Below are 15,409 nucleotides of genomic sequence, written 5' to 3'. Positions count from 1 at the left end.
CGGCCCCCGGGTGGGGCGGACCTCAGCAGTTGCCGCGCGCCTCCTTCCCCGCGAACCGCTCCGCCAGCCACTGCGCCGCGAACGGCGACTGCGTGATCACGCCGCTGACGTGGCCACCGGCCGGCACCGTGTGCCACTCGACGTTCGCCCCCTGCGCACACCAGTCCTTGCGGACCTTCTTGCCCACGGCGTACGGGATGAGCTCGTCGGCGAGCGCGTGGTACTGGTACACGGGCGCGTCCGGCCTGGCCGCGCCGACCCGGGACTCGGTCAGGCGCTGCTTCCAGTCGGGCTGCTCCAGGGGGTTCTTCGTCGTCATGGACGCGATCGTCTTGAACGAGCCGAGCACCGAGCCGTCCGCGACGCAGGAGTTGCGCAGGGCGCCGATGAGCTTCTTGCCCTCGGGGTTGAGGTAGGAGCCGAGCTTCAGCTCGGGGAAGGCCGCGTTCTGGCCGATCGCCGCCATGAAGATGAGGCCCGAGCCGTACAGGCCGTCGTTGAACTTCGCGACCTCCAGCAGGTCACCGGGTACGCCACCGGTCGCCGTGCCCTTGACGTCGAGCTCGGGAGCGTACGAGCCGTGCAGTTCGGCCGCCCAGGACGAGGCCTGGCCGCCCTGCGAGTAGCCCATGATGCCGACCGGCGTGTCCTTGCCGAGACCCGCCTCGGGCAGGCGGATCGCGGCGCGGGCCGCGTCCAGCACGGCCTGGCCCTCGGCGCGGCCCACGGTGTACGTGTGGTCGCCCGGCGTGCCGAGGCCTTCGTAGTCGGTGACGGCCACCGCCCAGCCGCGCAGGGTGAGCTGCTGGATGAGGTTGCCCTCCACGGTGGTGCCCTTGGGGAAGCCCGCGCTGGGGGCGCAGTGGTCGCCGAGGCCGACGGTACCGACGGCGTACGTGATCAGGGGGCGGGGGCCCTTCCTGCCGTCCTCGGGCACGATGACCGTCCCCGAGACGGTGTTCGGCTCGCCCTTGGCCGTGGTCGAGCGGTAGTGGATCTTCCAGGCCTTGGTGTGGGTGGGCTGGCCGGGGATCGGGTGGAAGCTGCTGGGCTCGGAGGACACGATGTCGCCGGGGGAGTCGGCGGTCGCGGGGGTGCCGGTGGGGGCGGCGGCGGTCGCGGGGGTGCCGGTGGGCGCGGCGGCCTGTGCCGCGGTGAGCGGGGTGATGGCCGACAGGCCGAGCGCGGCCACCACGGCCCACGCTCTGGCGCTGGTACGTGCGTGCATGCGGCTCTCCCAACTTTCCTCAGGGGCAGGGGTGTTCTGTCAACGACCGTAGAGACAGGCGGGTAATCGCCGGGATGACCGGGACGCTCACCTTCGTTGACCTCGGTTCGCAGGTATCCAGGCCGCCGTCTCGGCGCTACGTTCCCAGAGGGGGAGCCGCGGGGCTCGGAGCGATGGGGGTGTGGCGCATGCTCGATGACGCCATGACGGCACTGGCGGCGGAGGGCTCGGCCGCCGTCGTGCAGGCCGCGGGGACGGAGGCGTGGCGGGACGTGCGGGGACCGGTGGCCCGGTGGTTCGGCCGCGGCGACCCGGCCCGCGAGCAGGCCGAGCTGGCCCGCCTGGACCGGACGGACGCCCGGCTCAAGGCGGTGGAGGGCGATCCGGGGCGGCGGCTGCGCGGCGACGAGCGGATCTCCTGGCGCACCCGCTTCGAGATCGTCCTCGACGATCTGGACGACGGCGTGCGCCGGGCGCTCGGCGACGGACTGCGGGAGCTCGTGAAGGAGCTGCGCGCCGCCCTCGTGACCCAAGGGCCCACCGTCGGGCACCTGACGGCGTCCGGGCCGGGCGGCCAGGCCGTCCTCGGCTCCGTCGTGAACCACGGCAGCCCGGTCAACATCGGAGAGATGCACGGGGATCTGTGGCTGGACCGCCCTTCCCCGCCGGATCCGGCCGAGGGCTGAGCGGACCGGCGGGTACCAGGCCGTTCACACGGCACAGCCCGCACATCGTCGGAGTGCTGCCCCAGGAGGCGCACTGCTTCCAGGACCGCGGCGTGGGCAGACGCCTCGCGCGGGAGATGGCCGACGGCGGCACCGCCGTGCTCGGCCAGGTCCTCTCCGGCACCGGAGGCGTCGGCAAGACCCAGCTGGCCGCACGCTACGCCCGCGACCTGCTGCGCAGCGGCGAGGTCGACCTGCTCCTGTGGGTCACCGCGGTCAAGCGCGAGGCGGTCGTCGCGGCGTACGCGCAGGCGGCGGAGGACGTCCTCGGCATCACCCTCGCCGACTCGGAGCAGGCCGCCGCCCGCTTCCTCGCCTGGCTGGAGCCGCGCCCGCCCGGCGGCGACGGGGAACAGGGCCCCGGCTGGATGGTGGTCCTCGACGACCTCGCGGACCCGGTCGACCTGCTCGCCGACCCCGTCACGCCCCGCATCGCCCTGTGGCCGCCGGCGGGCCCGCACGGCCGGACGCTCGTCACCACGCGGCGCCGCGACGCCGTCCTGACCGGGCACGGACACCGCTGCATCGACGTCGGCCTGTTCGACAGGGCGGAGTCGGTCGCGTACCTCACGCAGGTGCTCGCGGGGGAGCGCGGGGACAGCGACGCCGGCCCGCCACCGTCCGCGGACCTGCCGCCCGACCGCCTCGCGCGGCTCGCCGAGGACCTCGCGGACCTGCCGCCCGATCGCGTCGCGCGGCTCGTCGAGGTTCTCGGGGATCTGCCGTCGGATCGCGTCGCGCGGCTTGCCGAGGTTCTCGGGGGCCTGCCGTCGGATCGCGTCGGGCGGCTTGCCGAGGTTCTCGGGGGCCTGCCGTCGGATCGCGTCGGGCGGCTTGCCGAGGTTCTCGGGGGCCTGCCGTCCGATCGCGTCGCGCGGCTTGCCGAGGATCTCGCGGGCCTGCCGTCCGATCGCGTCGCGCGGCTTGCCGAGGATCTCGCGGGCCTGCCGTCCGATCGCGTCGCGCGGCTTGCCGAGGATCTCGCGGGTCTGCCGTCCGACTGCATCGCGCGGCTTGCCGAGGATCTCGGGGATCTGGCGTCCGATCGCGTCGCGCGGCTTGCCGAGGATCTCGCGGGTCTGCCGTCCGATCGCGTCGCGCGGCTCGTCGAGGATCTCGCGGGTCTGCCGTCCGATCGCGTCGCGCGGCTTGCCGAGAATCTCGGGGGCCTGCCGCTCGACTGCATCGCGCGGCTCGCCGAGGACCTCGGAGACCTGCCGCTCGCGCTGTCGCAGGCCGCCGCGTACCTCCTGGAGACCGGTCTCGACTGCGCCCGCTACCGCGCCCTCCTCGCGGGCCGCACCCGTGACCTGGCCCGCCTCCTCCCCGAGCCCGGCTCGCTGCCCGACGCGCAGACCGTCACCCTCGCCGCGACCTGGTCGCTCTCCGTCGACCGCGCCGACCGAATGCGGCCGCGGGGCCTCGCGAGCCCCCTGCTCGTCCTCATCGCCCTGCTCGACCCCAGCGGCATCCCCGCGTCCGTGCTCACCGGAGAGGCCGCGTGCCGCTACCTGGCCCGGCACCGCGCCGGGCCCGACGAGTCCGCCGGCACGGAGGACACCGTCGAGGCCTTCGACGCCGTCGACGCACTCCGAGCCCTGCACCGCATGCACCTCATCGACTACACCCCCGGGGTCCCCCATCAGGCCGTACGCGTCCACCAACTGGTCCAGCGCAGCATCCGCGAGACCCTCTCCCGCGACCGCGTCGACGAGGCCGCGTCGGCCGCCGCCGACGCGCTGGTCGAGGCCTGGCCCGAGGTCGAGAAGGACGCCGCGCTGAGCCGGGCGCTGCGGGCGAACACCGACGCGCTGCGGCGCGTGGCGGACGGGGCGCTGTGGGCGCCCGAGGGGCACGACGTGATCTTCCGGGCGGTGAGCAGCGTCGCGGAGGCCGGCCACTACACACACGCCGTGGAGCAGTACGAGACCCTGGCGGAACAGGCCGCGCAGCGCCTCGGGCCCGACCACAGGGACACCCTCGGGGCCAGGCTCGAAGCCGCCAAGCTACGGGCCGTGTCGGGCCACCCGCTCGTGGCGGTCGAAGAGCTCCGGCAGCTGGTCGGCGACACCGAGCGCGTCTGCGGGCCCGACGACGCCGACTCGCTGCGGGCCCGGCGCTCCCTCGCCCATGCGCGGGCACTCGCCGGGGACGTGCACGGGGCCCTCGTGGCGCTGGAGCAGGTCCTCTGCGACTTCCAGCGCGAACTGGGGGACGAGGCGCCCGAGACGCTGGGCGTCAGGGGCACCCTCGCTCTGTGGTGGGGCGAGGCGGGCGACACGGCCGGTGCGATCAACGCCCTCGAGCAGCTCGTCGTCGACCGCGAGGAGCCCCTCGGCCGCGAGGACGTCGAACTGTTCTGGGCCCGGCACAACCTCGCGGAGTACCGGGGGCGGGCGGGCGACGCGGCCGGTGCCGTCACCGCGTACGAGGAACTCCTCGCCGACCGGGAGCGGGTGCTCGGCCCCGACCACACCGACACGCTGGTCAACCGCACCGAACACGCCTACTGGCTGCGCATGTCGGGCCGCGTCACCGAAGCACTCGTGGCCCTGGAGCGCCTCCTGGTCGACGTGGAGCGAGTGCTCGGGACGTGTCACATCGAGCTGTTCGCCGTCCTGCGCAGCCTCGCCGACTGCTGGGAGGAGGCGGGCGACATCGCGGGCGCCGCCCTCGCCCACCGGCAGCAACTGGACGACCTGCGCGACGCCTTCGGGCCCGACCACGCCCAGACGGCGGGAGCCGCAGCCAACCTGACCCACACACTGATCAACCGCGGACGGGAACTGCGCGACGGAAGCAGGACTCCACCATCCGACCCCGAACGGAGAACCGCCATGCCGGAAGAGACCAGCCAGTCCCGGCCCGCCCGCCTGGACCAGGCCCTCGCCTGCTTCTACGAGGCGCGCGGCCTGACCGACCCCGAGGAGTCGCCGGGCGTCTACGGCATCATCCTGCACGACATCGCCGACACCTACCGCGACGCCCACGACCTCAAGGAGGCCGTCGAGTACTTCCGGCAGGCCGTCTCGTACAAGCAGCAGGCCGACAACCCGAGCGACCTCGCCACGACGATGACGGCACTCGCCAACACGCTGGTCGCGACGGGCGAGCGGACCGAGGCGCGGGACGTCCTCGAACAGCTCGCCGCGGAGGTCCCGAAGATCGGGGACACCGAGCGGCGGGCGGCCGTCCTGCACAACATGGCCCTCACCTACGAGGAGCTCGGCCGCCTGGGTGTCGAGCGGGCCTACGCCGACGCGGTCGCCGCCTGCCAGGCGGTGCTCGCCCTGATCGACGGTGCGTCCGATCCCGGCTGGTACGCGTCCGTGCTCAAGGACATGGGTGACGTCTACGACGCGCAGGACATGCTGCCGCAGGCCCACGCCGCGTACGAGGAGGCCGTCCGCTGCACCCGCCGCATCGAGGGCACGTCCACCTCGCTCATCACCGTCCTGATCGCCCTCGGCCGCACCAGCAGGCGGCTCGGCAAGCAGGAGGGCGAGACGACGGTGTCCGGTAACGGCGCGGCGGTCAACGGAGCGCGGCCCGACGCCGCGAGGTCTCAGCCGCGCGAAACCTCCGCGGAGACCCCGTCGGACGCGCCCCCGCCGCCGGACGGTCCGCCACCGGGCGACGAGGAGTCGTAGGGAGGGGCGCCGGGCGGGCGTTCCGTCTCCGTGCGGTACGCGCCGGGTGTCGTGCCCGTCCAGCGGCGGAACGCCCGGTGGAACGCGGTGTCCTCGGAGAAGCCGAGCCGGGCCGCGAGCTCCGCGATCGGCTCGTGGCCCTCCGCCAGACCCGCGATCGCCGCGTCGCACCGCACCGCGTCCTTCAACTGCTGGTACGACGTGGACTCCTGGGCGAGCCTGCGGCGCAGCGTCGCCGGGCTCACCGCGAGCCGCGCCGCGATCTCGCCGAGGGAGGGGAGCCGCGGCGTGGAGCGCAGGGCCCCGGCGAGGACGCGGCGCACCTGCTCGGCGACCGTCGTGCCGTACTCGCGGCGGCTGAGGAGTTCGAAGGGGGCAAGGCGCAGCATCTCGTCGAGCGCGTCCTCGTCCCTGACGAGCGGCGCGTCGAGCCAGTGCGGGTCGAAGCCCGCGCCGGTCCGCTCGGCGCCGAACCGCACGGGGCACCCGAAGAGCAGCTCGTACTCGTCCTTGTGCGGGGGCGGCGGGTGCCCGAACTCGGCCCAGCGCAGCGGGATGCGGCGCCCGATGAGCCAACTGCACAACCGGTGCCAGATGATGACGAGGCACTCGGCGAGGAAGTAGTCCTGTTCGAGGTCGCTGCGCACACCGAACACGGCCTCGCGCCCGCGCCGTTCGAGGACGAGATCGGGCCCGCCGGGAAACAGGCCGTAGAACGTCACGCCCCGCTCGACGGCCGCGCCGAGATCACGGCAGCCCAGCGCGGCCCGGCACATCATCGCGAACGTTCCCGGCCTGCTGACGGCGGAGCCGAGGCCCAGGAACTCGTCCTGCGTCGCGCGGTACAGCTCCCGGAAGAGCCGGGTGAACTGGGGCGCCGTGACCCGCGCCCGGTCGTCCCCGAGGAGGAGCGGCGGAATCTGCGCTTCCCGCAGCAGCGGCACCGTGTCCACACCGTGCCGCTCGGCGCCGCGCAGCACGGCCCGTACATGGTGCACGGTGATCGTCCGCCTGGCCATGTCACGACGTTAGCGCCGGGAGGTCCGGCCCAGAACACCGCGTTGGCGAGAACGGCTGAGCGCCCCGGCCAGTGGTGCTGACGTTTCGCGTCATCCCCGCGGCCGGGCGGGCTCCTTAGCGTCGTACGCATGCAGCAGACGCGGAAGGACCCCGTGCAGCCGTCCGAACTGCCCGGCACCCTGGCGCTCCTCGCGGAGTGGGCGGCGGAGCGCCACACCGATCTGCCCGCCCTGCGCTTCCGGCGCGACGGGGAGTGGGCCGGGACGACGTACGAGGAACTCCGCGACGCCGCACGCCGGGTGGGCCGGGCGCTGCTCGCGCTCGGGGTCCTTCCGGGCGCCCGCGTCGGGGTCCTCGCCGAGACGAGGCCCGAGTGGACCTGCACGCATTTCGGTGTCCTCGCGGCGGGTGCCGTCGTGGTGCCGGTCTATCCGACGGCCGGTGACGACGAGGTCGCGTGGGTCCTGTCGGACTCCGGCGCGGAGGTCGTGATCTGCGAGGACGCGGACCGGGCGGCGAGGGTCGGACGGCTGCGGGACCGCGTTCCCGGTCTGCGGCACGTGCTCCTCATGACGGAGCCGCCGAACGAACTCGGCTCGCTGGAAGAGCTCTTGGAGCGGGCATCCGCGTGCCGCGGCACGGACCTGGCCACCGTCATCTATACGTCAGGTACCACGGGACCGCCCAAGGGCTGTCTGCTCACGCACGGCAACCTGCTGGCCGTGCAGGCCGCGACCCTCCCGCTCGTGGACGGCGGCCCCGGCGAGTCCACGTACCTCTATCTGCCGCTGGCCCATCTCCTGGCCCAGCTCATCGAGTTCACGACGCTCATCGCGGGCGGCACGCTCACCTACTTCGGCGGGCGCATCGAGGACGTCGTCGCCGAGCTCGCCGAGGCACGGCCCACGCATCTGCCGTCCGTGCCGCGGCTGTTCGAGAAGGTGCGGTCCGTGGTGCTGTCGCTGGCCGAGGCGCGGGAGGGCGGGCGTGAGCGGTTCGAGGAGGCCGTCCGCATCGGGGTCCTCGCCGCCGAAGGAGCGCTGCCCGACGAGCTGCGGGACGCGTACGAAGCGGCCGACGAGGCCCTCTACAGCCTGGTCAGGCAGGCGCTCGGCGGCCGGGTCCGGTGGGCGCTGACGGGCGGCGCGCCCATCGCGCCGGACACCGTCGACTTCCTGCGGGCCTGCGGCATCGCGGTCTACGAGGGGTACGGGATGACGGAGTCGGCGGGCGTCCTCACCCTCAACCACCCGGGGGCGGTGCGGTACGGGACGGTGGGCCGGCCCGTCGACGGCGTCGAGCTGCGCATCGCCGATGACGGGGAGGTCCTGGCCCGCGGCGCCATGGTCTTCTCCGGCTACCACAACAACCCCGACGCCACCCGTGACGTCCTCGACGCCGGAGGGTGGCTGCACACGGGCGACCTGGGCGCGCTCGACGACGACGGGTTCCTCACGATCACGGGCCGCAAGAAGGACCTCATCATCACCTCCGGCGGCAAGAACCTCACTCCCTCCCTGACCGAACTCGCCATTCAGGCCTCACGGTTCGTCTCCCGCGCCGTGATGATCGGCGATCACCGGCCCTACCCGGTCGCGCTCGTCACGCTGGACGCGGAGGAGGTCGCGGGGTGGGCGGAGCGCGAGGGCGTGACACCGGCCGTCCCCGCCTCCCGCGACCCACGCGTGCGCGCCCTGGTCCAGGAGGCCGTGGACGCCGCCAACGCCACGGCGTCGCGGCCCGCCCGCATCCGCGACTTCACCGTCCTCGACGAGGACTTCACGGTGGAGGGCGGCCTGCTCACCCCGAGCCTGAAGGTGCGCAGGAAGGCGGTGACGGAGCGGTACGCGGAGGTGGTGGAGGAGTTGTACGAGCGGGGACCGACCAACCGAGCCCCCTAGGGAGAGCGCCCGGCTACCGCACCCCCGCCAGCCGCAGCAGCGCCGTCGTCGCCGCCGCGCCCACCACGACCACGGCGAACGGCGCCCTGCGCCACGCGAGCACCCCGCCGGCCAGTACCCCGGCGGGCCTCGCCCACCCCGCGAAGCCCTGCCCCTCGGTGAGCGCGCCGGTGGCGAGCAGCGCGACGAGCAGCACGGTGGCGCCCACGGTCAGCATCTCCTGGACCCGGGCGGGGAGTTCGACGCGTCCGTGCAGGACGGGCCCGGCGAGCCGGAAGACGTACGTTCCCGCGGCCAGGGCGAGGACGCAGGCGAGCGTGGCGTTCATGAGGCGCTCCTCGAAGAGGCGGGGCGGGGGCGGCGGGGTCCGCGGCGTGCCGCGAGCAGACCGAGCAGGGCGAGGAGTACGGGGACCCCGGCGGGCAGCAGCGGCGCGGCGAGCACCGCGACGACCGCGCCGGCCGCCGAGGCCCGCCGTGCCGCGCTGTCGCCGCGCAGGGCGGGCAGCACCAGCGCGAGCAGCACCGCGGGGAACGCGGCGTCGAGCCCGAACCGGTCGGTGTCGCCGAGCGCGGACCCGGCGAGGGCGCCCGCGAGCACGGAGAGGTTCCACGCGGCGAACAGGCCGACGCCGGATATCCAGAAGGCCGCCTTGCGCTGCCTGCGTCCCTCCTGGGCGAGGACGAACGCGGCGGTCTCGTCGGTGACGAGGTGCGCGCCGATCAGCCGCGCGGTCCAGGACCGGCCGAGGTCGTCGGCGAGGGCGAGGCTGAACGCGGCCGTACGGGAGTTGAGCAGCAGCCCGGTCGCCGCGGCCGCCACGGGGCCGCCGCCCGCGGTGAGGACGCCGACCGCGCTGAACTGGGCGGAGCCCGCGTACACGAGCAGCGACATGAGGACCGGCACCCACACGGGAAGGCCGCCTCCGACGGCGATGGCGCCGAAGGAGATGCCGACGACGGCGTCGGCGAGCCAGACGAGCGCGATGTCGCGCAGGACGCCGGGCGGGAGGTCGGAGAAGCGGACGAGGCCGGTGGCCCCCTCGCCCGTTCGGCAGGACGGGTCGTCTGTTCGGTGTGGCGAACGCATGCGTCGTAGGATGGGCGGAGAGGATCGCGTTCGTCAAGCCGAACGATCGGCCCCCTGTACCGAACGGACGGGGAAGAGGGCTAGGAGAAGCAGTCATGACCGACGGGTCCGACGGGTCCCGCATGCCGCGCGAGTGGGTGGCCGCGGCGCTGCGCCGCGAGCGCACCAGGGCCGGGCTCTCCCTCTCCGAGCTGGCCAAGCGCGCGGGCATCGCGAAGTCCACGCTGTCCCAGCTGGAGGCGGCCACGGGCAACCCCGGCATCGAGACGCTCTGGGCGCTGGCCGTCGCGCTCGGCGTGCCGTTCAGCGTGCTCGTGGAGTCGCCGACGCCCGCGGTGACGGTGATCCGCGCGGGCGAGGGCCCGACCATGCACGCGGAGAACTCCTCGTACGCGGGCACGCTGCTCTCCGCGGGCCCGACGGGCGTACGGCGCGACATCTACCACGGCGCACTGGAGCCGGGCGCGCCCCGCGAGTCCGACGCGCACATCCCGGGTTCGGTGGAACACCTGGTCATCAGCACGGGCCGCCTCCTGGCGGGCCCACGGGGCGAAGCGGTGGAACTGTCCCCCGGCGACTACATGTCGTACCGCGGAGACGTCCCCCACTCCTACGAGGCCCTGGCCCCGAACACGACGTTCGTCATGATCATGCAACACGTGTAGAGCTGCCCCGAAGGGGCGCACTCCAGGGGCGCGGGGAACTGCGCGCCCAGCCCCGTCCGGCCCGCACCGGGGCGACCGCCCGGCCCCCACGAGCGGAGGTCGATACCCAGGGCCCAGGGGCCAGAAAAGGCAGGAGCCCCGTCTCCTCTGCTCGCGCAGGGGAGCGGGGCTCCTTGGGTACTACTAATCAATCTCCGGATCTGGTCACCGGAGCAACCACACGCCCCACTCGCGTGGGGCGCCCGATCACATCGGGGTGACGTTCTCCGCCTGCGGGCCCTTCGGACCCTGCGTCACGTCGAAGGAAACGGCCTGGTTCTCCTCGAGGGAGCGGAAGCCGTTCGCGTTGATCGCGGAGTAGTGGACGAAGACGTCCGGGCCGCCGCCTTCCTGGGCAATGAAGCCAAAGCCCTTTTCAGCGTTGAACCACTTCACGGTTCCGGTAGCCATAAGCCCTCCTTGGGCCAAAGGGTTGCCCTGCTCCAGAACCAGCGATTGTTTAAACAACTGCATAAGTCTGAAAACGACGAGAGCCCACGGAGTTACATGCTCCGCAGGCTCTGTACTGCAAGGGAAACCAAACTGCAACTTGCGGCGAGCTTAGCACGCAGGCAGGGGAATGCAATAGGGGGCAAGATCACGTCACCCGGAGGTTTGACGCGTCCCCCAGTGGTGTTGACGGGACGCGCCCGGGCCCCGGCGCCCCGCCCGTACCGCAAGGGGGCTAGCCTCGCCGATGTGGACAATTCTCCCCTGAACGCCTTTGCGGGGGCAGGCGCCGAACAGCCGCACGACTCCCGTCGCATTCCCCGGCCGCGCGTCGGTCACATCCAGTTCCTCAACTGCATGCCCCTGTACTGGGGCCTCGCGCGGACCGGGACCCTCCTCGACTTCGAGCTCACCAAGGACACCCCCGAGAAGCTCAGCGAGCAGCTGGTCAGGGGCGAGCTGGACATCGCGCCGGTCACCCTCGTCGAGTTCCTGAAGAACGCCGACGACCTCGTCGCCTTCCCCGACCTCGCGGTCGGCTGCGACGGCCCCGTCATGTCGTGCGTGATCGTCTCGCAGGTGCCGCTGGACCGGCTGGACGGCGCACGCGTCGCGCTCGGCTCGACGTCCCGCACCTCCGTGCGGCTCGCGCAGCTGCTGCTCGCCGAGCGGCACGGCGTGCGTCCCGAGTACTACACGTGCCCGCCCGACCTGGGGCTGATGATGCGGGAGGCGGACGCCGCCGTCCTCATCGGTGACGCGGCGCTCCGCGCGAACCTCATCGACGGACCGCGGCTCGGCCTGGACGTGTACGACCTCGGGGAGATGTGGAAGGAGTGGACGGGCCTGCCGTTCGTCTTCGCCGTCTGGGCGGCGCGGCGCGACTACGCGACGCGGGAGCCGGAGGTCGTCCGCGCGGTGCACAAGGCGTTCCTCTCCTCCCGCGACCTCTCCCTGGAGGAGGTCGGCAAGGTCGCGGAGCAGGCCGCACGCTGGGAGTCCTTCGACGCCGGCGTCCTGGAGCGGTACTTCACGACCCTCGACTTCCGCTTCGGCGGCGAGCAGCTGGAGGGCGTGACCGAGTTCGCCCGCAGGGTCGGCCCGACGACGGGCTTCTCCGCGGACGTACAGGTGGCGCTCCTGGAGCCGTAGGCGGCTCAGCCGCCCGGGATCGGCGCCTGCATGTGCTCGCTGATCCACTGGATGGGGCCGTCGGCCATGGCGGGGACGTAGGAACGCGCGTTGTGGCCGCCGCCCTGGATGACGTTGAGCCGCGTCTTCACGGGGCCCTTCCCGTACGTCCTGATGAACTTCCGCAGGTTCGCCCGCCCCGATTCCTCCGTGCCGATCTGGAAGGCGAGGTCGACCTCCGGGCCCCCGCGCTCGGCGAGGCGCCGGGCGAGCCGCCCCGGGTCGTTGGCCCGGCGCTCCTTCTCGTGGCCCGCCCAGAGCGGCGAGTCAGGGACGGTGTCCGGGCCGCTGGCGATCACGGCGCGGAACCTGTCCGGGCGCTTCAGGACGGACTTCAGCCCGACGAAGCCGCCGGACGACGAACCCATGAAGGCCCAGCCGTCGCGGGACTTGAACGTCCGGAAATTCGCCCGTGCGAAATCGGGGACGTCGTCCGTCATCCAGGTGCCCATTCTCGGACGGCCCGGAATATCGCTGCCGTCGTAATAGTTCTTTGCGTCCGGATTGAGGACGGGCATCACCACGATGAACGGCAGACTCTTCCCTTCCCTGGACCAACGGGCGATGCTGCTCTCCAGCTTGAGGTCGGTCCCCATCCAATAGTTGTTGGGATAGCCGTTGCCGCCGGGCAGGACTATCAGTACGGGGAAGCCGCTGTCGGCGTACTTCGGGTCGAAGTACTGCTTCGGTGCCCAGACCCACACCTTGCCGGTGAATCCGGACTTCTTCCCCTTCAGTGTCGTCACCCCGATCTTTGTGCCGTCGTCGAGTGTGCTCTCGGTGGTGAAGGCCGCCTTGGGTCCGGTCGGCAGGAGTGTCTTCGCCGCCGCCGCGCCCTTCGCCTGTGTCGTGGCGCCCGAGGGCCGCTTCGGCCCCTCGAAGCTCACCGGCTCACCCTTGTCGGAGGAGCAGGCGGACAGGAGCAGCGCCGAGGCCAGGGCCGCGGCGGTCGCTGCGAGTGCGGTGGGGGAGGGACGGCGACGGTTCATGGGGACCTCGGGGCGGGGACGTGGGAAACGTGGGGTCGTAGCGGGATGTAGGTGAGCAATACGGGCATTACGCACATGTAGAGGGGAATGCGGGCGGGAGCGTTCCGTCCGCGGCTCGCGCACTACGCTGATCCGCGGTGTCGAGGCGCGCGAGGTGTCCGGCGCCGCGCCTGGGGGAGGCCAAGGTCATGCATCCGCTCGAAGCCGACGAACCCACCGCGATCGGGCCCTACCGGCTGCTCGGCCGGCTCGGCTCCGGCGGCATGGGCCGGGTCTATCTGGGCCGCAGCGGGGGCGGCCGCACCGTCGCGGTCAAGGTCGTGCACCCGCACTTCGCGCTCGACGAGGAGTTCCGGGCGCGCTTCCGCCGCGAGGTCGACGCGGCCCGGCGGGTCGGCGGCGACTGGACGGCCCCCGTCCTGGACGCGGACCCGGACGCGTCCGTCCCTTGGGTCGCCACGGGGTACGCGGCCGGGCCCTCGCTCACCGAGGCGGTGCGGGACGGCGGGCCGCTGCCCGAGCACTCCGTACGGGTCCTCGGCGCGGGCCTCGCCGAGGCGCTGGCGCACGTGCACGGACTGGGACTCGTCCACCGCGACGTGAAGCCCTCCAACGTCCTGCTCACCCTCGACGGCCCCCGCCTCATCGACTTCGGTATCGCCCGCGCCACCGACGGCACCGCCTCGCTCACCTCCACCGGCGTCTCCGTCGGCTCGCCCGGCTACATGTCGCCCGAGCAGATCCTCGGCAAGGGCGTCACGGGCGCGGCGGACGTCTTCTCGCTCGGCGCGGTCCTGGTGTACGGGGCGACGGGAGAGTCACCGTTCCCCGGCGACTCGTCGGCGGCCCTGCTCTACAAGGTCGTCCACGAAGAGCCCGAACTCGGCGCGCTGCGCGGCGATCTGCGCGCCCTCGCCGCCGCGTGCCTGGCCAAGGACGCGTCCGCGCGCCCCGCCCCCGCGGAACTCGCCCGCCGCCTCGCCCCGCAGGGCGCGGCCGCGCTGGTGACGGCGGGGTGGCTGCCGGGTCCCGTGGTGGAACGGGTGAGCCGGAGCGCGGTGCGGCTGCTGGACCTGGACACGGGAGCGGGGGCGGGGGCGGGGGCGGCGCCCGCTCCGCGGGAGGCGCCCTCGGGTCCCGTGGCGTTCAACACACCCTCCGTGGAGGGCTCGTTCGGCCCCCCGGACCCGTCGTACGCACCCGCACCCCCTTCCGTACCGGCACCCGTATCCGCGCCCGCCCCCGCCGCACCGGGCAAGCTCACCGTCTCCGTGGCCGCGACCTCCGCACCCGAAGGCCCGAACGGGCGCGGCCGCAGGGTGAGTTGTACGGTCGCGCTCGCCGTGGCCGGGGCGTTGGCCGCCGTCACGGTCGGTTCGGTGTTCGTCTTCGGGATGCTGCCGGAGGACGAGAATGCGGCGGGGGACCAGGCCGGTCAGCCGCCGGCGGCGTCCGGCGCGCCCAGCACCCCGGAGGGCTCCGCGGGCCCGGGCAAGGTCCCCGAGACCTACCTCGGCACATGGCGAGGCGACGCCGACGCGAGCGGCGGCCGGGTCCCCCTAGGCACGTTCACGGTCACCCTGCGCCAGACGAAGCCGGGGGAACGGCTCGGCACGGTCCTGCAGCGCGACCCGATCGGCAACACGTGCACGGACGTCCTGACCCTGAAGTCGGCCACCAAGGCGGAGGTCGTGGCGGTGGGCAAGGGCGCCGAGGGCAACGGCGGCCAGTGCGCGCAGACCCCGCACACGGTCCGCCTGCGCCTGGACGGCAGGACCCTCGTCTACACGTCGGACGACCCCGACGCGGGCGACCCTAAGGCGCGGCTGTCCCGGGTGGAGTGAGAGCCGCGCGGCGCCTCTTCAGGTACAGGTGCACGAGCCGGCCGCCCGCCACCGCGCAGAAGACGGCCGCCGCGAGGCCCGGCAGCCACAGGTAGGGGTACTGCTCGTGGACCCAGCAGGGCTCGCCGTGGGCGAAGCACTCCGGGCCGCGGCGGCGGTGCTTGGGCCGCGTCGCTCCGAAGCAGAGCAGGAGAAGCAGGCACGTCAGCGCCACGCCGGGAAGGGCGGCGACCGCCCGGCCCGCCGAACGCAGCGGCTCCTTCTTCCAGTCCGCCCGCAGCAGCGGAACGACGATCGCGGCGACGGCGGGCGGGGCGAGAAGCCCGATGGTGATCGCGAAGCCGTAGCCGCCGCCGGGCCAGCCGGGCGCGACCTCTCCCCACAGCGTCTCGCCCCAGGCCAGGTCCGCCAGGCCGAAGAGGACCACCACGGCGAGGACGGCGAGGAACAGCAGGGTGCCGAAGCGCCAGTTGCCCCGCTCCCCCTCCTCGCCCCCCTTCCGCTTCCCCTTCCCCGACCGGCCGGAGGTCCGCGCCCCCGGCACATGCTCGTACCGCAGCGCGGGCCCCGCCGCGCGCCGCCGGGAACTCCCCACAGCCGACCCCTTCCTGCCCTCAC

At 73.3% G+C, this 15,409-nt stretch carries 13 protein-coding genes; 6 read left to right on the top strand and 7 right to left on the bottom strand.

Annotated features, from left to right (window positions below):
- Positions 1 to 22: 22 nt before the first annotated feature.
- Positions 23 to 1,228: a lipase family protein gene (locus tag AC07DO_RS28465; protein WP_479063553.1), complete on the bottom strand. Its 1,206-nt coding sequence runs from the start codon at positions 1,226 to 1,228 to the stop codon at positions 23 to 25.
- Between the two features lie 188 nt (positions 1,229 to 1,416).
- On the opposite strand from AC07DO_RS28465, the gene AC07DO_RS28460 reads away from it, so the two are divergent.
- Both AC07DO_RS28460 and AC07DO_RS28455 read left to right on the top strand, forming a co-directional pair.
- Entirely contained in the window at positions 1,417 to 1,914 is a 498-nt protein-coding gene (locus AC07DO_RS28460; RefSeq protein ID WP_479063552.1) for a hypothetical protein, read from the top strand.
- A 92-nt stretch (positions 1,915 to 2,006) separates the two neighbouring features.
- Positions 2,007 to 5,603, top strand: coding sequence for a tetratricopeptide repeat protein (locus AC07DO_RS28455; RefSeq protein WP_479063551.1), 3,597 nt, complete (start codon positions 2,007 to 2,009; stop codon positions 5,601 to 5,603).
- Here AC07DO_RS28455 and AC07DO_RS28450 read toward each other — a convergent pair.
- The gene (locus tag AC07DO_RS28450; RefSeq protein ID WP_479063550.1) at positions 5,519 to 6,622 is read right to left on the bottom strand and encodes an AraC family transcriptional regulator; all 1,104 of its coding nucleotides are present in this window, start codon (positions 6,620 to 6,622) and stop codon (positions 5,519 to 5,521) included. The genes AC07DO_RS28455 and AC07DO_RS28450 overlap by 85 nt on opposite strands.
- 129 nt (positions 6,623 to 6,751) lie before the next feature.
- On the opposite strand from AC07DO_RS28450, the gene AC07DO_RS28445 reads away from it, so the two are divergent.
- Positions 6,752 to 8,524: an AMP-dependent synthetase/ligase gene (locus tag AC07DO_RS28445; protein WP_479063549.1), complete on the top strand. Its 1,773-nt coding sequence runs from the start codon at positions 6,752 to 6,754 to the stop codon at positions 8,522 to 8,524.
- Between the two features lie 13 nt (positions 8,525 to 8,537).
- Here the strand turns inward: AC07DO_RS28445 and AC07DO_RS28440 are convergent, their stop codons facing one another.
- Both AC07DO_RS28440 and AC07DO_RS28435 read right to left on the bottom strand, forming a co-directional pair.
- On the bottom strand, positions 8,538 to 8,852 hold the full coding sequence (locus AC07DO_RS28440; RefSeq protein ID WP_306334994.1) for an AzlD domain-containing protein: 315 nt from the start codon (positions 8,850 to 8,852) through the stop codon (positions 8,538 to 8,540).
- Complete coding sequence (locus AC07DO_RS28435; RefSeq protein ID WP_479063548.1) at positions 8,849 to 9,613, bottom strand: AzlC family ABC transporter permease; 765 nt, start codon at positions 9,611 to 9,613, stop codon at positions 8,849 to 8,851. Before AC07DO_RS28435 ends, AC07DO_RS28440 begins: the two co-directional genes overlap by 4 nt.
- 95 nt (positions 9,614 to 9,708) lie before the next feature.
- On the opposite strand from AC07DO_RS28435, the gene AC07DO_RS28430 reads away from it, so the two are divergent.
- Positions 9,709 to 10,278: a helix-turn-helix domain-containing protein gene (locus tag AC07DO_RS28430; RefSeq protein WP_479063547.1), complete on the top strand. Its 570-nt coding sequence runs from the start codon at positions 9,709 to 9,711 to the stop codon at positions 10,276 to 10,278.
- Positions 10,279 to 10,524: 246 nt separating this feature from the next.
- Here AC07DO_RS28430 and AC07DO_RS28425 read toward each other — a convergent pair whose 3' ends face one another.
- Positions 10,525 to 10,728: a cold-shock protein gene (locus AC07DO_RS28425; protein ID WP_006138897.1), complete on the bottom strand. Its 204-nt coding sequence runs from the start codon at positions 10,726 to 10,728 to the stop codon at positions 10,525 to 10,527.
- Between the two features lie 354 nt (positions 10,729 to 11,082).
- Here AC07DO_RS28425 and AC07DO_RS28420 point away from each other — a divergent pair, with 354 nt between their 5' ends.
- Positions 11,083 to 11,919 carry a menaquinone biosynthetic enzyme MqnA/MqnD family protein gene (locus tag AC07DO_RS28420; RefSeq protein WP_479063655.1) on the top strand — a complete coding sequence of 279 codons (837 nt, stop codon included), beginning with the start codon at positions 11,083 to 11,085 and terminating at the stop codon, positions 11,917 to 11,919.
- Positions 11,920 to 11,924: 5 nt separating this feature from the next.
- Here the strand turns inward: AC07DO_RS28420 and AC07DO_RS28415 are convergent, their stop codons facing one another.
- Positions 11,925 to 12,947, bottom strand: a complete 1,023-nt coding sequence (locus AC07DO_RS28415) for an alpha/beta hydrolase (protein ID WP_479063546.1) — start codon at positions 12,945 to 12,947, stop codon at positions 11,925 to 11,927.
- Positions 12,948 to 13,135: 188 nt separating this feature from the next.
- On the opposite strand from AC07DO_RS28415, the gene AC07DO_RS28410 reads away from it, so the two are divergent.
- Positions 13,136 to 14,791, top strand: a complete 1,656-nt coding sequence (locus tag AC07DO_RS28410; protein WP_479063545.1) for a protein kinase domain-containing protein — start codon at positions 13,136 to 13,138, stop codon at positions 14,789 to 14,791.
- Here AC07DO_RS28410 and AC07DO_RS28405 read toward each other — a convergent pair.
- Entirely contained in the window at positions 14,763 to 15,386 is a 624-nt protein-coding gene (locus tag AC07DO_RS28405) for a hypothetical protein (protein ID WP_479063544.1), read from the bottom strand. The two genes, AC07DO_RS28410 and AC07DO_RS28405, sit on opposite strands and share 29 nt — an antisense overlap.
- Positions 15,387 to 15,409: the final 23 nt, after the last annotated feature.

The organism is Streptomyces sp. NPDC045678, from assembly GCF_056432085.1.
The sequence above is the reverse complement of the archived record's forward strand: the minus strand, read 5'-3'. Positions and strand labels throughout refer to the sequence as shown.